Genomic DNA, 14,898 nt, shown 5'->3' with positions numbered 1-14,898 from the left:
GGGCAGGGTCAAGCGGACACGTTTCTTGGGACCTAAGACACCTTGTGCGGCAATGGTGACTTTCGTCTCTATTGCGCTGCAGCGGTCGGGTCGACTATGGGGTCGATTCCGTCGCAGACAGCAGGGAGCGAGTATGCCCACGACGTCACCTGACCGCATCAGCCGGACTCAGCGCCCGCTCGACGACGTTGCGTGGGAGTTCCTGCGGTCGGAGTTCACCGACACCCTCTACGCACAGTGGCCGATCGATCGCAGGCTCGACCTCTTCCTGCGTCACCGCGGCTACCGGCAACTGCACGACGACGGGACGGCCTACAGCGCGTTGCTCGAACGTGTGATGGACAACCTCGGCGCGGCCGCGCGCACCGGCGTCCTGGGGTCGTCGAACGCCGGCACTGCTTCATGACCGTCATCCGCAAGACCGCGGAGGACTGGCGCGTCCCGCCGAATTTCGTTGATTACGAGAAGACCCGCGCCGATTTCGACTGGTCCGCCGTGCCGGACGTGTGCACGGGGATGGGAAGCGGCCTGTGCAACATCGCCTATGCGGCCGTCGACCGGCATGCCGAGGGCCCCGCGGCGTCGCGGACCGCCCTGCGCTTCGTGTCCGCGTCCGACTGGGACGGCGGGCAGACCATCCGGGACCTGAGCTATGCCGAGCTGGGGCGTCTGGTCGCCCGATTCACGGGCGTGCTCAGAGCCCTCGGCGTCCACAAGGGCGGCCGGGTGTACACCCTGCTCGGTCGATCCCCGGAGCTGTATGTCTCCATCCTGGGAGCGTTGCGCAACGGCAGCGTGGTGACACCGCTGTTCTCCGCGTTCGGGCCGGAGCCGATCGCCACCCGGCTCAACCTCGGTGAAGCCGAGGTGCTGATCACGACGCGAGCGCTCTACCGCAAGAAGGTCGCCGGGATTCGGGACACGGTGCCCACGCTGCGCCATGTCCTCATCGTCGACGATCACGGAGGCGAGAGCGCGGGCCCGGGCACCATCAACTTCTGGCAGTGGATGGATGCGGCGACCGACGGCGCATCGATCGAACCGACCACGGCCGACGATCCGGCCCTGCTGCACTTCACCAGCGGCACCACCGGAACCCCGAAGGGGGCGCACAGCTCTACAACACTTCCGCGGACACCGAAGCCCTCGGTCCCACCGATATCACGCGCGCCGCGGTACGCCGGACCGGTTCGGATGTCTCGTTGATCACCTACGGCGGCTCGCTGCCGAAGGTGCTCGACGCCGCCGACGAACTGGCCGCGGCCGGAATCGACTGCGAGGTCGTGGATCTCCGAGTCCTGCGACCGCTGGACACCGAGACCTTCGTCGCGTCGGTGCGCAAGACGCACCGCGCGGTCGTCGTCGACGAAGGCTGGCGCACCGGCAGTCTGGCCGCCGAGATCAGCGCCCAGATCACCGAACAGGCCTTCTATGATCTCGACGCCCCCGTCGGACGGGTGTGCAGCGCGGAAGTGCCGATACCGTATGCGCGCCACCTCGAAGAGGCGGCGCTTCCGCAGCGGGACACGATCGTCGCGCAGGTGCGGCAGCTCTTCGGGGGACCGCGGTGATCGAGTTCGCCATGCCGGCGCTGGGTTCCGACATGGACGAGGGCACCCTCAACGAATGGCTGGTCAAGCCGGGCGATTCCGTCACCCGCGGCCAGATCGTCGCGGTCGTCGAGACCACGAAGGCCGCGGTGGAGGTGGAGTGCTGGCACGAGGGGACGGTCGGTGAACTACTGGTCCCGGTGGGACAGACCGTCTCGGTCGGCACCCCGCTGGCCACCCTGTTGGCCCCCGGAGAGACGGCCGAACGGCCCGCTGCTGAACCTGCCGCGCAGCCTGCCGCCGCAGCTGTTGCACCGCCCGTCGCCGAAGTAGTGCAGCCGTCCGCCGCTGAAACCCCTGAGCGGCAACCCGTTTCACCGGTGCGGCCCCCGGTGGTCGAGCCCGGCCACCGCCGCTGGATCTCGCCCGCGGCGCGTCGGCTTGCGACCTCGCTCAACGTCGACCTCGACGCCGTCGCCGGCAGCGGTCCGCAGGGCGCGGTCACCATCGTCGACGTCGAACACGCCGCAGCGCAGGGGGTCGAGCCGACTGCCGCGACCGCGCGGCCGGCAACCGTGAAGCCCGCCGAGAGCCGCGCCGCGGCGATGCGGCAGTCCATTGCCGCGGCGATGGGCCGCTCCAAGCGCGAAATCCCGCACTACTACCTTCGCCAGGAGATCCTGCTGGACCCGGCGCTGGAGTGGCTGGCCGAACGCAACGCCCAGCGATCCATCACCGACCGGGTGCTGCCCGCGGTGTTGCAGCTCAAAGCGGTTGCGGTTGCGGCTCAGCGGTTTCCCGAGATAAACGGCTTCTGGCGCGACGATGGCTTGGTACACGCCGATGCGGTGCACGTCGGTGTCGCGATCTCGTTGCGTGGGGGTGGTCTGGTGGCACCGGCCATCCACGATGTCGCCGGCAAGAAGCTCGACGAGGTGATGTCCGACCTCACCGACCTGGTGGCGCGCGCCCGCGCGGGGTCGCTGCGCAGTTCAGAGATGTCCGACCCGACGATCACCGTGACCAACCTCGGGGACCAGGGCGTCGACGCGGTCTTCGGCATCATCTATCCGCCGCAGGTGGCGTTGGTGGGTTTCGGCAAGCCCGCGCAGCGCGTCTGGGCGATGGACGGCGGAATCCGGATCGCGACCACGGTGCACGCGACGCTGGCCGCAGACCACCGAGCCAGTGACGGGCACCGCGGAGCACTGTTTCTCGCCGCCGTCGATCAACTCCTCCAACAGCCCGAACAACTCGAGGAGTGACCGCATGAGAACAAGCCAGGACATCCGCAGCGACATTCTGTCGGTGCTGACGTCGATCGCCCCGGAGGTGGAGCCGGAGGAGATCGACGACCACACGCTGCTTCGCGACCAGGTCGATCTCGATTCGATGGACTGGTTGAACTTCCTTGTCGGCATTCACAAAAGACTCAGTGTCGACATACCCGAGTCTGACTACCAGAAGCTGCGCACCGTCGCCGATCTGGTCGGATATGTCCAGCGCCATACGATGACGCCGTGAGTCGGCAGGCGGGCATCGAGCGCGGACTGGTCCTGGGGCGGGTGCGCGGTCTGACCGTGAGCGTGCACTGGAGTGTGCTGGTCATCGTCTGGCTGTTCGCCTGGAGCCTCGCCGGTACCCTTCCGCAGACCACACCCGGATACTCGCGCGGGGCCTACTGGTTGGCCGGGCTGTGCGGCGCCGTGTTGCTCGCGGTCGCGCTTTTGGCCCACGCACTCGCTCACGCGGTGGTGGCCCGCCGGGCCGGCATCCCGGTGCCGGAAGTGACCCTGTGGCTGTTCGGCGGTATCGCGCGGCTCGCAGGGGAAGCCAGGACCCCCCGCGACGAATTCCGGATGGCCGCCGCCGGTCCCGCGCTGAGTCTGGTGTTGTCCGGTGTGTTCGCCGCGGCCGCGACAGCCCTGGCGACCGGTGGGGCCGGTGCGCTGGCCGCCGCTGTGCTCGCGTGGCTGGCGGTCGCCAATGCGGTGCTTGCGGTGTTCAACCTGCTGCCGGGCGCCCCGCTGGACGGCGGCCGGATTCTGCGCGCCTACCTCTGGCGCCGGCACGGCGATCCGGCGCGCGCGGCGATCGGCGCCGCGCAAGCGGGCTGCGTGCTCGGCTATGTCCTGATCGGGCTGGGCTTGCTGCAGCTGCTGCTGGCGTCGGTCATCGGCGGGGCCATCGCGGCTATCTCGACGGCCGGTCCGGCGGATGTCCCGGGCCGTTGTCGGCGGTTCCGTTGTCGGCGGTGAGGAGATCGTGCAGCGTCTCCGACGTGGAATGGGCCGCGGCGGAGAACGGCTCCAAGACGATGTCGACGCCGGTGGCGCGCAGCCGGTCGGCATCGATGCGGGTGTGGGCCGTCAGCGCGATCGCACCCCCGAAGTGGTGGGTCCGAAGTCCCTGCAGCAAAGCGAGATTGGTTTGCAGCACCGGGATAGCGCTGATGACGTATTTGGCCCGCTCCAGTGGGAGGGCCTCGAGAAGGTCGATGTCCTCGGCACTCCCGAAGGCTGTCGCGACACGGCTGCGGCGGTGCGCGGTGATTCCGTGCGGATCGAAGTCGACACCCAGGACCCGATGGCCGGCGTCGGTGAGGCGCTCGGCCACATGACTGCCGAATCTTCCCAGCCCGAACAGGATCACGTCGTAGTCGTCACCATGGTCGTCGGGTACGGGGGCGTGCTGGCGCTTGCGTTCCAGCTTGACGAGCCACCGCTCCAGCCGGGCGTAGAGCTGATGCGAATACATGATCATGTACGTCGAGCCGCCGATGGTGATGAGTCCGACGACGGTGATGAGGCTGACGGTCGCGTTGGTGATATGGCCCAGGCTCAACCCCAACGCCGCCAGGATAAGAGAGAACTCGGAGATCTGCGCGACGGTGAGTCCGGCGAGGAAACCGATCCGTACTGGGTAGCGCATCGCGGCCATGATCGCGATGACGATGAGCGGATTGCCGATCAGTACGAAGGCCGACAGGATCGACGCGTCGAGAAGCTGGCGTCCGGCATCGGTGAAATCAAGGTGGGCGCCCAGGTTGAGGAAGAAGAACAACAGCAGAAAGTCCCGCAGGCTGGTCAGTCGCGCACCGACGGCGTCCCGGAACCGGGTGCCGGCCAACGAGACTCCGGCCAGGAATGCACCGACCTCGGAGCTGAACCCGAGGCATTCGCTCAACGCGGCGACCGCGACCGCGTAGGACACCCCGAACAGCATCAGCAGTTCTTGTGACTGGGCGATCTGCGGAAGCAGCCGCGGCAGCACGTAGCGCATCATCAGCCAGGTGCCGGCGATCAGTGCCGCGCCCTTCCCGATCACCTCGACGATCCCGAGCCCGAGGGAGTCGCCGGTGTTCTGCCCGAACGCGGTCAGCGCGATCATCACGAGCACGACGACGATGTCCTGGACGATGAGGAAACCGACGGCGATGCGACCGTGCAGTTGGTCGAGTTCACGCTTGTCCGAGAGCAGTTTGACGATGATGATCGTCGACGAGAACGTCAGTGCCACCGCGACATAGATCGCGGTGACGGAGTCCATCCCGAGGCCGAGCGCGAGGAAGTAGCCGACGACCGAGGTGAACAGAACCTGACCCAGCCCGGTCGCCACCGCGACGGGACCGGTGCTGCGGATCATCTGCAGATCCAGGCGCAGTCCGACCAGGAAAAGCAGGATCGCAATGCCCAGTCGGGCCAACAGGTCCACGGTTCCGTCGCTGGAGACCCACCCGAATCCGACGGGGCCCACGCCGATGCCGACGATGATGAACGCGACGATCAGCGGCTGGCGCAGTCGGGTGGCGATCACCCCGCCCACCGTGGCGGTTGCCAGTACTGCCGCGATGGTGGCGAAGGGGTGCAGCTCCATGTATCCGATCCTCGCAGCTAGCGCTGCGGCGCGACCAGGACCGGGATCGGCGAGTGCTCGACGAGGTCGCCCGAGACGCTGCCCAGTACGCGGCGGGACAGCCCGCGGCCGCGCCGGCCGACGACCAGGACGTCGATGTCGTGGTCGGCGGCGTAGCGGCGCAACGCCGAACCCGCAGCGCCCACCAGCACCTCGGTGTGCACCGATCCCGCCACCGCGATGTCGGCCGCTGCCGCGGTCAACCGCTGCGAGGCGGCATTGATCTCGACCTTCGCGTCGTCGTCGGTCGCCTCGTGATGAACCACTTCGGCCAGCACGAGCAACTCGCACGCGGGTCCGAGGATGCGCGACACCGCCGCCAGCGCCTCCTGCGATTCCGCTGACCCGTCCAGCCCCGCGAGCACCCGCAGACCCCTGCTGCCCTCGCCCCGGCCGGGCAGCCTCCGCGGTGAACTCGAAGTGTGCACGTCCTTCGGACGGCGCACCCGTTCAATCGCGATCGGTACGAACAGCAGACCGAGCGGAAGTGCGATCAGGATCCACAACGGGTCGTACCCGCGCCGCGCCATCCAGACGCCGGACAGCACCCCGGCCAGGCACCAGCCGCCGACGAGTACCGCAACGGTCGTCGCGCTCACCGGGGACGCACCACCATGACCGGTACCGTAGCCTCCTGCACGACGGAGCCGCTGACGGAGCCGAGCAGCGTGCCTGTCACGGCGCCGTGTCCCCGGCTGCCCACGACCAGAAGCTGAGCCGCTTCGGATCGCTCGACGAGTCGGCGTGCGGGCTCGTCGGCGACGACTTCGCAGTCGACCTGCACGTCGGGAAAGCGCTCCTGCCACCCGGCCAGCTGCTGGGACGCCTCACGCTCGACCTCGGGGTGGATCTCCTCCCAATGGAATCCGGGCATCTCGAACGCGCCCGGCGACCACCAGGCGTGCAGAGCGACGAGCCGGACCCGGCGCAGGGACGCTTCCCGGAAGGCGGCGTCGACGGCGGCTTCGCAGGCCGACGACCCGTCGAATCCCAGCAGTACCGGAGCGTCCTCGGCGGGGCGGGGGTGGTCACGCACCACGACGACCGGGCAGTGGGCGCGGTGCACCAGTCCCATGCTGGTGCTGCCGAGGAGCGCGCGCGCGAGCCGCCCTCTGCCGCGGGATCCGGCGACCACCATGCCGGCCGTGCGGGAGGCTTCCACCAGGGCCGCAGTCGGGGTGGAGACGGCGAACTCGGTGCTGACCGGGACCGCACCGTCGGTGACCTTCCGTACCGTCTGCGCGGCGGCCGCCAGGATGTCCTCACCGATCTGGCTCTGCCACTCCATGAATCCGACCGGCGCCGCCCCCGCCGGCCACATGCCGACGGGGACCGTGGCGGCGTACAGGATGACCAGCGGGACCTCGTGCAGTGCGGCCTCCGCCGCGGCCCATTCCAGGGCGGGCTGTGCAGCCGGTGAATCATCCACGCCGACAATAATTTTCCCGATCTCGGTGGCCGCGGCCATCCTGACTCCTCAAGTCGATTTCGGCGGTCCCGGCCCGGAACCGGGCCGCACCACCACGGTAGAGGTCGTCGGGGCAGGGACTCAAGAGACCTTCGACCCTGCTCAGCTCAGGAGCGCGCTCACCGCGCCGAAGTAGAGCAGGATCGACAGCAGGTCTTGTAGCACCGTCGCGAGGGGGCCGGCGCCGAAGGCCGGGTCCTTGCCGAGTCGGTGCAACAGCCAAGGCAACCACATCGCCACCAGGGTGGACACCGTGCCGGCGCCGATGATCGTCAGTGAGACGGCCAGCGAGAGCATGTGGTTGCCCGTCAGCACCGTCACCAGCGGCCACATCACCGCGCCCAGCAGGACGCCCACGCACAGGCCGGTGAGCGCCTCGCGCGCGGCGATCCGGCGGATACCCACACCGACCGACAGCCCGCGGATGGCCAGGGTCTCGGTCTGCGTGCCCACGGCGTCGGCGAGGTACACGATTCCCGGAACGAAGTATGCGATGGCCAGGTCGGCGTTGAGTCTGGCGTCGAACGCGGTCATCAGCACGGCCGATGTCATCGCGCCGAGCAGGCCGATGATCAGCCAGGGGACCCTGTGCCACAGCCGTTTCCGCACCGACTCCACGCTCGTCGACCGGGTGGATTCCACGGTGTGCAGGAAGCCGCCGAGGCGGGCGAGGTCCTCGTCGTGTTCGTGCAGCAGCACGCCCAGAAGTCGGTGCGGCGGGATCAGGCCGAGGAAGCGATCGTCGCTGTCGACGACGGCCAGATAGGGCTCGGCACGCTGCACCGCCTGCCACGCGGCGTGCTCCTGGTCGGTGTCGGGGGCGACCGTCGGCGGCGTCGGGTCCATGACATCGCCCAGCCGCGCTCCTGCGGGGGCGGCGAACATCGCCTCCACCGTCGCGATCCCGACCAGCCGGCGTGCCGGGTCGAGCACGGCCACCGCAGCCGCGCTGTCAAAACGTCTGCCGTGCATGGCATCCAGTGCATCGGCGACCGGAATGTCGGGTGCGAAGATCGGGACCGCGAACGTCGCGTGATGCAGCGCCTGGTCGACAGGGCCGAGCAGAGCCGGTTGCGCAGAGGAGACCGCGGGAGCCGGCGTCACTCCCGGGTCCCCCGGCGCGGGTGCCGCGCCGCGGCGGACAGCGAGTCCACCGCCGCGCCGATGCCCGCGGCGAGTTCGTCGACGTCGGGAAAAGTGTCGAAATCGGTGGTGATCCCGAAGACCAGTTCGTCTCCGTAGCTCAGGATCGCCACCGCAGCCCGCAACCCCAGCGCCACCGGAGGGATGGGCAGCATGCGCACGACGTCGCGCCCCATCACCTGCAGACGGTGCTGCGGCCCAGGCACATTGGTCGCCAGGGTCACGACGCCGCGCTGAGGCAGCCCGGTGAGCACGCGGACCGCCCGCGTGGCCACCGCGAACGGCACCAGCTTGAGCACGGCCACGGTGGCGCTGCCGGCTTGTCGCTGCCCGCTGGCCTTGGCCCGCTCCAGGCGCCGATGCACGGTCCGGAGCTGCTCCAGCCGGTCGGGCTCGTCGACCGGCAGATGCGGAAGCATCACCGACACCCGGTTGTCGAGCAGATGAGCGGCATCGTTGGATCGGACCGAGACGGGAACCAGGGTGCGTAACGAGTCCGCGCGAGGCCTTTCGCCACGTCGCTGCAGCGCGGCCCGGAAACTGTCGGTGATCGCCGCCAGCGCAACATCATTGAGCGTGACATCGAAGGCGTGGCACACCGACGCCACGCGCGCCATCGGAACCTCGACGGCGCTGTACCGCCGCATGGTCGTCACCGGGCCGTTGAGGGAGGTGCCCGACGGCCGCACCAGGCTGTCGACGATGTCGACGGCGCCCTCGACGGTCGACAGGGTGGTGGCCACCAGCGCCGCGGCGGCGTTCCAGCCCCCGCGCATCCACCGCAGCGGGTTGAGCGTCGGGGTCGGCAGTGACGGACGGCGATGCGACTCCTCGTGGGCGGCGCGGATCGCGCTGGCATAGGTGTCGCCTTCTCCGCCGTCGGTGAGGCCGGCCAGCAGGTGCATGGCGGCGATTCCGTCCGCCATGCAGTGGTGCACCTTGATCAGCAGCGCCCACCGGCCGTCGGCGAGGCCCTCGATGACCCAGGACTGCCACAGTGGTCGTTCCCGGTCCAGGCGCGGCTCCATCGCCTCGGCGACGAACCGGAACAACTCCTGGTCACCGCCGGGGTGGGGGAGCGCGGCGCGGTGAATGTGGTGCGCGAGGTCGAGGGCAGGATCATCGACCCACTCGGGCGGCGCCGCGTCGAAGCGTTGACGCCGAACCACCTGCCGAAGTCGGGGGATTGCGGCGATCCGCTCCTCGAGCGCCGCCACGATCTCGTCCTGCTCCGGGACGGGACCCTCCACCACCGATACCGCCCCGACCGCGAGGCTGATGTGGCGATCGGCATCCTCGGCGTCGAGGAAGCCGGCATCGAAGGCGCTCAACCGTTCCACATCCTGACTATCGGCTCCGGGATCGGCCCGTGGCAGAGTCCGAGGTCCCTGCCGCCCGAGGACCTGCGGCCCTATCTCAATTGCCGCGCACCGCCGACGATCGAGGCCGGGGGACCGCGAAGGGTGTGTCGGGATGGTGCGGGTTTTCGTTGTCGACGATCACGAGGTGGTCAGGCGCGGCCTGATCGAGCTGCTCGGCTCCGATCCGGAGCTCGACGTCGTCGGTGAAGCGGGCTCGGTCGCCGAGGCGCTGGCGCGCATCCCGGCCGTGACGCCTGATGTCGCCGTGCTCGATGTCCGCCTGCCGGACGGCAACGGTATCGAGCTGTGCCGGGACCTGCTGTCGCGGCTGCCCGAGCTGCGTTGCCTGATGCTGACCTCGTTCACCTCGGATGAGGCGATGCTCGATGCGGTGCTGGCCGGAGCCAGCGGATACGTCGTCAAGGACATCAAGGGCATGGAGCTCGCCCGGGCGATCAAAGAGGTGGGCGCGGGGCGGTCACTGCTCGACAACCGGGCTGCGGCGGCGCTGATGTCGAAGTTGCGCAGCGCCGCCGACGCCGACCCGCTGTCGGGTCTGAGCAATCAGGAGAGGGTGCTGCTGCACCTGCTCGGCGAAGGGCTGACCAACAAGCAGATCGCGGACCGCATGTTCCTGGCCGAGAAGACGGTGAAGAACTACGTCTCCCGGCTGCTGGCCAAACTCGGGATGGAGCGGCGCACGCAGGCGGCGGCCTACGTTTCCCGATTGAGCCAGCGGGGACGGCGCTGAAGCCCGGTGCGGGAAGGCTGTGAGGTGTCTTATGGCACTGCGTCGTGGTGACGAAGGCCTCTCATCGCGGCGCCGCACCCGGCACTACCGTCACAGACGTGGGTTCCAACGAGTCACCTGCCGACCGGCCGCCGCAGCGCTCGGTGGTCGATCGACTGCCCGGAGCAGCGCCACTGCGCAACGCGGTGGCGCCGCTGGCCCGGACCGGCAATTACTACGCCAGATCCTGGCGCGACTACCTCGACGGCGGGCACGACGACATGCCCATCGCCCGGCCGACGATGGCGCTGGCTGCCGAGGCGCTGCGCGACGAGGTCGTGCTGCTCGGCCTGCGGGCCCGGCGTCCGCTGAGCGATCCGACGGCCTTCGGACGGATCCACGACGAAGTCGTCGCCGCGCTCGAGTTCTACGGCAATCGCGGTTGGCTCGACCGTCCCGAAGCGTTCTTCGCCCCGCCCGGTCCGCTGAACGACGTCGCCGTGGTGCCGGTGCGCCGTCGCAACCGCGCGTACGCCCGACTGCGCTGGGAGAGCAGTTTTCACCCGCTGCCCGGGGAACCGGGCGGGGACCGCTGGCTCGGTTACCAGGCCAACACCCGGGGTTACGGGCTGCTGCTGCGCCACGCCGAGCCGCGGCCGTGGCTGGTCTGCATCCACGGGACCGAAATGGGACGCGCGGGCCTCGACCTGGCGATCTTCCGGGCCTGGTACCTGCACGAGAAGCTGGGGCTCAACATCGTATTGCCGGTCCTGCCGATGCACGGTCCGCGCGCCCGCGAGTTGCCGAAGGCTGCGGTGTTCCCCGGCGAGGACATCCTCGACGACATCCACGCGACCGCGCAGTCGGTCTGGGACGTGCGGGGTCTGCTGTCGTGGATCCGCCGGGAACAGCCCGGCGCGGCCATCGGCCTGTACGGGCTGTCGCTGGGCGGGTTCATCGCCGCGCTGGTGGCCAGCCTCGACGTGGACCTGCGCTGCGCGATCCTCGGGGTTCCGGTGGCGGATCTGATCGACCTGCTGGGTCGGCACTCGGGGTTGGCCCGCGACGATCCGCGGTGGCAGACGCTCGACCTCGCGGCGCCGCTGGGACGGATGATCTCCCCGCTGTCGCTGACGCCCCGGGTGCCGCCCGCCGGTCGTTTCATCTACGCCGGACTGGCCGATCAGGTGGTCCACCCGCGCGAGCAGGTCAGCCGGCTCTGGGAGCACTGGGGCCGGCCGGACATCGAGTGGTACCGCGGCGGGCACACCGGGTTCTTCCAGTCCCGCCCGGTACATCGCTTCGTGACCGCGGCGCTGATCCAGTCCGGTCTGGTGGCAGGAGAGGCCGGCTCCGAGCTTCCCGACCGGCGGACGGGGTAAGCGGCCCCCGACCGTTTCAGCTGGACATTCGACGATTTTGGGCTGCCCGACCCAGCGGGTACTATGGATCAACGGTGCGGCTACCGCGCCGACTTCCTGCGTGCCCTGACAGGATTCCCGCCCCACCGGCTCGGGAATTCCTCGGATCCGGCCCACGTTTTCAAGTCGGTCTGAAGGCTGCGCTGACCGAGGCCAGCAAAGCCGATACGAAACGAAAGCTAAGGATCGTTACACAGTATGGCCAAGAAAGACGGTGCCATCGAGGTCGAGGGTCGTGTTGTCGAACCTCTGCCCAATGCGATGTTCCGCATTGAGCTGGAGAACGGACACAAGGTCCTCGCCCACATCAGCGGCAAGATGCGGCAGCACTACATCCGCATCCTGCCCGAGGACCGCGTCGTGGTGGAGCTCTCTCCGTACGACCTGTCCCGGGGCCGCATCGTGTACCGCTACAAGTAAGTCCACCCCGAAAAGCTAGAAAAGGATCGAACCAGCCGTGAAGGTGAACCCGAGCGTCAAGCCCATCTGCGACAAGTGCAGGGTGATCCGTCGGCATGGGCGGGTCATGGTGATCTGCTCCGATCCGCGCCACAAGCAGCGGCAGGGCTAGATCCAACCCACAACTGAATGATGACCTCCCAGTACCAGTGAGGGCATAGGGCCCTTGTGCACGCCTGGACGGAGGCCGGGCCCCGGCAGAACACCGGGAACGGACTGGGAACGACACCTCCGCACGAGAAGAAGGAACACTGCCTGATGGCACGTCTCATGGGCGTCGATCTGCCGCGCGACAAGCGCATGGAGATCGCCCTGACCTACATTTACGGCATCGGCCGTACCCGCTCCCAGGAGATCCTGGAAGCCACCGGCATCAGCCGGGAACTGCGCACCAAGGATCTGACCGACGATCAGGTCACGCAGCTGCGCGACTACATCGAAGGCAATCTCAAGGTGGAGGGTGATCTGCGCCGCGAGGTGCAGGCCGACATCCGCCGCAAGATCGAGATCGGCTGCTACCAGGGCCTGCGGCACCGCCGCGGTCTGCCGGTGCGCGGCCAGCGGACCAAGACCAACGCGCGCACCCGCAAGGGTCCCAAGCGCACCATCGCCGGCAAGAAGAAGGCCAGGTAACCCCGGATGGCACAGGCAAAGAAGGGCGCCCCCAAGAAGGGGCAGAAGACCCGTCGCAGGGAAAAGAAGAACGTCCCGCACGGCGCCGCCCACATCAAGAGCACGTTCAACAACACCATCGTCTCGATCACCGATCCGCAGGGCAATGTGATCGCCTGGGCGTCGTCGGGGCATGTCGGCTTCAAGGGGTCGCGCAAGTCCACGCCGTTCGCCGCGCAGCTGGCCGCCGAGAACGCTGCCCGCAAGGCGCAGGAGCACGGTGTCAAGAAGGTCGACGTCTTCGTCAAGGGTCCGGGTTCGGGCCGCGAGACCGCCATCCGCTCCTTGCAGGCCGCCGGCCTCGAGGTCGGCGCGATCGCCGATGTCACGCCGCAGCCGCACAACGGCTGCCGTCCGCCCAAGCGGCGCCGGGTCTAGGGAGGATTTGAAAGATGGCTCGTTACACCGGACCCGTCACCCGCAAGTCGCGCCGTCTCGGCGTCGACCTCGTCGGTGGTGATCAGTCGTTCGAGAAGCGCCCCTACCCGCCCGGCCAGCACGGTCGCGCGCGGATCAAGGAGAGCGAGTACCGCACCCAGCTGCAGGAGAAGCAGAAGGCCCGCTTCACCTATGGCGTGATGGAGAAGCAGTTCCGCCGCTACTACGAGGAGGCCAACCGCCTGCCCGGTAAGACCGGCGACAACCTGCTGCGCATCCTGGAGAGCCGGCTGGACAACGTCGTGTACCGCGCCGGTCTGGCCCGCACCCGCCGGATGGCGCGCCAGTTGGTCAGCCACGGCCACTTCACCGTCAACGGGGTGAAGGTCGACGTCCCCAGCTACCGGGTCTCGCAGTACGACATCGTCGACGTCAAGGACAAGTCGATCAACACGCTGCCGTTCCAGATCGCCCGCGAGACCGCCGGCGACCGCCCGATCCCGTCGTGGATGCAGGTGGTCGGCGAGCGTCAGCGCATCCTGATCCACCAGTTGCCCGAGCGCGCACAGATCGATGTGCCGCTCACCGAGCAGCTCATCGTCGAGCTCTACTCGAAGTAACAGTTCACCGCCCGTCCGGGCAGTGGATCACCTAACGGCATCAAATAGCGGTTGCCGAGAAGGAGAAAAGAAACACCATGCTGATTTCTCAGCGCCCCACCCTGAGCGAAGAAGTCATCGCCGAGGATCGCTCCCAGTTCGTCATCGAACCGCTGGAGCCCGGTTTCGGCTACACCCTGGGCAATTCGCTGCGTCGCACGCTGCTGTCGTCGATCCCCGGCGCGGCGGTCACCAGCATCCGCATCGACGGTGTGCTGCACGAGTTCACCACCGTGCCCGGCGTGAAGGAAGACGTCACCGACATCATCCTCAACCTCAAGGGTCTGGTCGTCTCGTCCGAGGAGGACGAGCCGGTGACCATGTACCTGCGCAAGCAGGGTCCCGGTGAGGTCACCGCCGGCGACATCGTGCCGCCGGCCGGTGTCACGGTGCACAACCCGGACATGCACATCGCGACGCTGAACGACAAGGGCAAGCTCGAGGTCGAGCTGGTCGTCGAACGGGGCCGCGGGTACGTGCCGGCCGTGCAGAACAAGGCCTCGGGTGCCGAGATCGGCCGTATCCCGGTCGATTCCATCTACTCGCCGGTGCTGAAGGTCACCTACAAGGTGGAGGCCACCCGCGTCGAGCAGCGGACCGACTTCGACAAGCTGATCCTCGATGTCGAGACCAAGAACTCGATCAGCCCGCGGGACGCGCTGGCCTCGGCCGGTAAGACGCTGGTCGAACTGTTCGGTCTGGCACGGGAACTCAACGTCGAGGCCGAGGGCATCGAGATCGGGCCGTCGCCGGCCGAAGCCGATCACATCGCGTCGTTCGCGCTGCCCATCGACGATCTGGATCTCACCGTGCGGTCCTACAACTGCCTCAAGCGCGAGGGAGTGCACACCGTCGGTGAGCTGGTCGCCCGCACCGAGTCGGATCTGCTGGACATCCGCAACTTCGGTCAGAAGTCCATCGACGAGGTGAAGATCAAGCTGCACCAGCTCGGCCTGTCGCTCAAGGACAGCCCGGCAAGCTTCGATCCGTCCGAGGTCGCCGGATACGACGTCGCCACCGGTACCTGGAACAGCGACGCCGGCTACGACTCGGCGTATGAGGCCGACGACAACCAGGACTACGCCGAAACCGAACAGCTCTAAGAGAGTCCGTCCCGGCCCTACCTGATACGGGGGTCGGCC

Annotated in this window: 18 protein-coding genes and 1 pseudogene; 14 read left to right on the top strand and 5 right to left on the bottom strand. The window is 68.3% G+C overall.

Going from position 1 to position 14,898, the window contains the following annotated elements:
• Positions 1-133: 133 nt before the first annotated feature.
• From G6N31_RS16420 to G6N31_RS16395, 6 genes and pseudogenes are all read left to right on the top strand, one after another.
• Positions 134-406, top strand: a complete 273-nt coding sequence (locus G6N31_RS16420; protein ID WP_098004210.1) for a hypothetical protein — start codon at positions 134-136, stop codon at positions 404-406.
• The gene (locus G6N31_RS16415) at positions 403-1,206 is read left to right on the top strand and encodes an AMP-binding protein (RefSeq protein ID WP_098004209.1); all 804 of its coding nucleotides are present in this window, start codon (positions 403-405) and stop codon (positions 1,204-1,206) included. The genes G6N31_RS16420 and G6N31_RS16415 overlap by 4 nt, the downstream gene beginning before the upstream one ends.
• Positions 1,113-1,571 (top strand): annotated as a pseudogene (locus G6N31_RS16410) (transketolase C-terminal domain-containing protein); the annotation flags it as partial. The gene G6N31_RS16415 and the pseudogene G6N31_RS16410, both read left to right, overlap by 94 nt.
• Positions 1,568-2,815, top strand: a complete 1,248-nt coding sequence (locus G6N31_RS16405; RefSeq protein WP_098004208.1) for a dihydrolipoamide acetyltransferase family protein — start codon at positions 1,568-1,570, stop codon at positions 2,813-2,815. The pseudogene G6N31_RS16410 and the gene G6N31_RS16405, both read left to right, overlap by 4 nt.
• Positions 2,816-2,819: 4 nt before the next feature.
• Positions 2,820-3,074, top strand: coding sequence for an acyl carrier protein (locus G6N31_RS16400; protein ID WP_098004207.1), 255 nt, complete (start codon positions 2,820-2,822; stop codon positions 3,072-3,074).
• Positions 3,071-3,808 carry a site-2 protease family protein gene (locus tag G6N31_RS16395; protein WP_234815366.1) on the top strand — a complete coding sequence of 246 codons (738 nt, stop codon included), beginning with the start codon at positions 3,071-3,073 and terminating at the stop codon, positions 3,806-3,808. The genes G6N31_RS16400 and G6N31_RS16395 overlap by 4 nt, the downstream gene beginning before the upstream one ends.
• On the opposite strand, the gene G6N31_RS16390 is transcribed toward G6N31_RS16395, so the two are convergent.
• The 5 genes from G6N31_RS16390 to G6N31_RS16370 all read right to left on the bottom strand — a co-directional run bounded on the left by G6N31_RS16390 (position 3,744) and on the right by G6N31_RS16370 (position 9,416).
• On the bottom strand, positions 3,744-5,426 hold the full coding sequence (locus tag G6N31_RS16390; protein WP_098004206.1) for a cation:proton antiporter: 1,683 nt from the start codon (positions 5,424-5,426) through the stop codon (positions 3,744-3,746). The genes G6N31_RS16395 and G6N31_RS16390 overlap by 65 nt on opposite strands.
• A 17-nt stretch (positions 5,427-5,443) precedes the next feature.
• On the bottom strand, positions 5,444-6,064 hold the full coding sequence (locus G6N31_RS16385) for a universal stress protein (RefSeq protein ID WP_098004205.1): 621 nt from the start codon (positions 6,062-6,064) through the stop codon (positions 5,444-5,446).
• On the bottom strand, positions 6,061-6,933 hold the full coding sequence (locus G6N31_RS16380) for a universal stress protein (RefSeq protein ID WP_098004204.1): 873 nt from the start codon (positions 6,931-6,933) through the stop codon (positions 6,061-6,063). Before G6N31_RS16380 ends, G6N31_RS16385 begins: the two co-directional genes overlap by 4 nt.
• A 102-nt stretch (positions 6,934-7,035) precedes the next feature.
• On the bottom strand, positions 7,036-8,037 hold the full coding sequence (locus G6N31_RS16375) for a magnesium transporter (RefSeq protein WP_098004203.1): 1,002 nt from the start codon (positions 8,035-8,037) through the stop codon (positions 7,036-7,038).
• Entirely contained in the window at positions 8,034-9,416 is a 1,383-nt protein-coding gene (locus G6N31_RS16370) for a wax ester/triacylglycerol synthase family O-acyltransferase (protein ID WP_098004202.1), read from the bottom strand. The genes G6N31_RS16375 and G6N31_RS16370 overlap by 4 nt, the downstream gene beginning before the upstream one ends.
• A gap of 133 nt (positions 9,417-9,549) precedes the next feature.
• Here G6N31_RS16370 and G6N31_RS16365 point away from each other — a divergent pair, with 133 nt between their 5' ends.
• The 8 genes from G6N31_RS16365 to G6N31_RS16330 all read left to right on the top strand — a co-directional run bounded on the left by G6N31_RS16365 (position 9,550) and on the right by G6N31_RS16330 (position 14,859).
• Positions 9,550-10,188 carry a response regulator gene (locus G6N31_RS16365; protein WP_098004201.1) on the top strand — a complete coding sequence of 213 codons (639 nt, stop codon included), beginning with the start codon at positions 9,550-9,552 and terminating at the stop codon, positions 10,186-10,188.
• Between the two features lie 143 nt (positions 10,189-10,331).
• On the top strand, positions 10,332-11,549 hold the full coding sequence (locus tag G6N31_RS16360) for an alpha/beta hydrolase family protein (protein ID WP_098004224.1): 1,218 nt from the start codon (positions 10,332-10,334) through the stop codon (positions 11,547-11,549).
• A gap of 237 nt (positions 11,550-11,786) precedes the next feature.
• Positions 11,787-12,008 carry a translation initiation factor IF-1 gene (gene infA / locus G6N31_RS16355; protein WP_003418601.1) on the top strand — a complete coding sequence of 74 codons (222 nt, stop codon included), beginning with the start codon at positions 11,787-11,789 and terminating at the stop codon, positions 12,006-12,008.
• Positions 12,009-12,045: 37 nt separating this feature from the next.
• Entirely contained in the window at positions 12,046-12,159 is a 114-nt protein-coding gene (gene rpmJ / locus G6N31_RS16350; RefSeq protein WP_003879483.1) for a 50S ribosomal protein L36, read from the top strand.
• 146 nt (positions 12,160-12,305) lie between these two features.
• Entirely contained in the window at positions 12,306-12,680 is a 375-nt protein-coding gene (gene rpsM / locus G6N31_RS16345; protein ID WP_024446246.1) for a 30S ribosomal protein S13, read from the top strand.
• Between the two features lie 6 nt (positions 12,681-12,686).
• Entirely contained in the window at positions 12,687-13,097 is a 411-nt protein-coding gene (gene rpsK / locus G6N31_RS16340; protein WP_011895801.1) for a 30S ribosomal protein S11, read from the top strand.
• A gap of 14 nt (positions 13,098-13,111) precedes the next feature.
• A complete protein-coding gene (rpsD, locus tag G6N31_RS16335) occupies positions 13,112-13,717 on the top strand; it encodes a 30S ribosomal protein S4 (protein WP_098004200.1) in 606 nt (201 codons plus the stop codon).
• 77 nt (positions 13,718-13,794) lie between these two features.
• Positions 13,795-14,859, top strand: coding sequence for a DNA-directed RNA polymerase subunit alpha (locus G6N31_RS16330; RefSeq protein WP_098004199.1), 1,065 nt, complete (start codon positions 13,795-13,797; stop codon positions 14,857-14,859).
• Positions 14,860-14,898 lie beyond the last annotated feature (39 nt).

It is taken from the genome of Mycolicibacterium duvalii (assembly GCF_010726645.1).
GTDB classification, from domain to species: Bacteria; Actinomycetota; Actinomycetes; order Mycobacteriales; family Mycobacteriaceae; genus Mycobacterium; species Mycobacterium duvalii.
The sequence above is the reverse complement of the archived record's forward strand: the minus strand, read 5'-3'. Positions and strand labels throughout refer to the sequence as shown.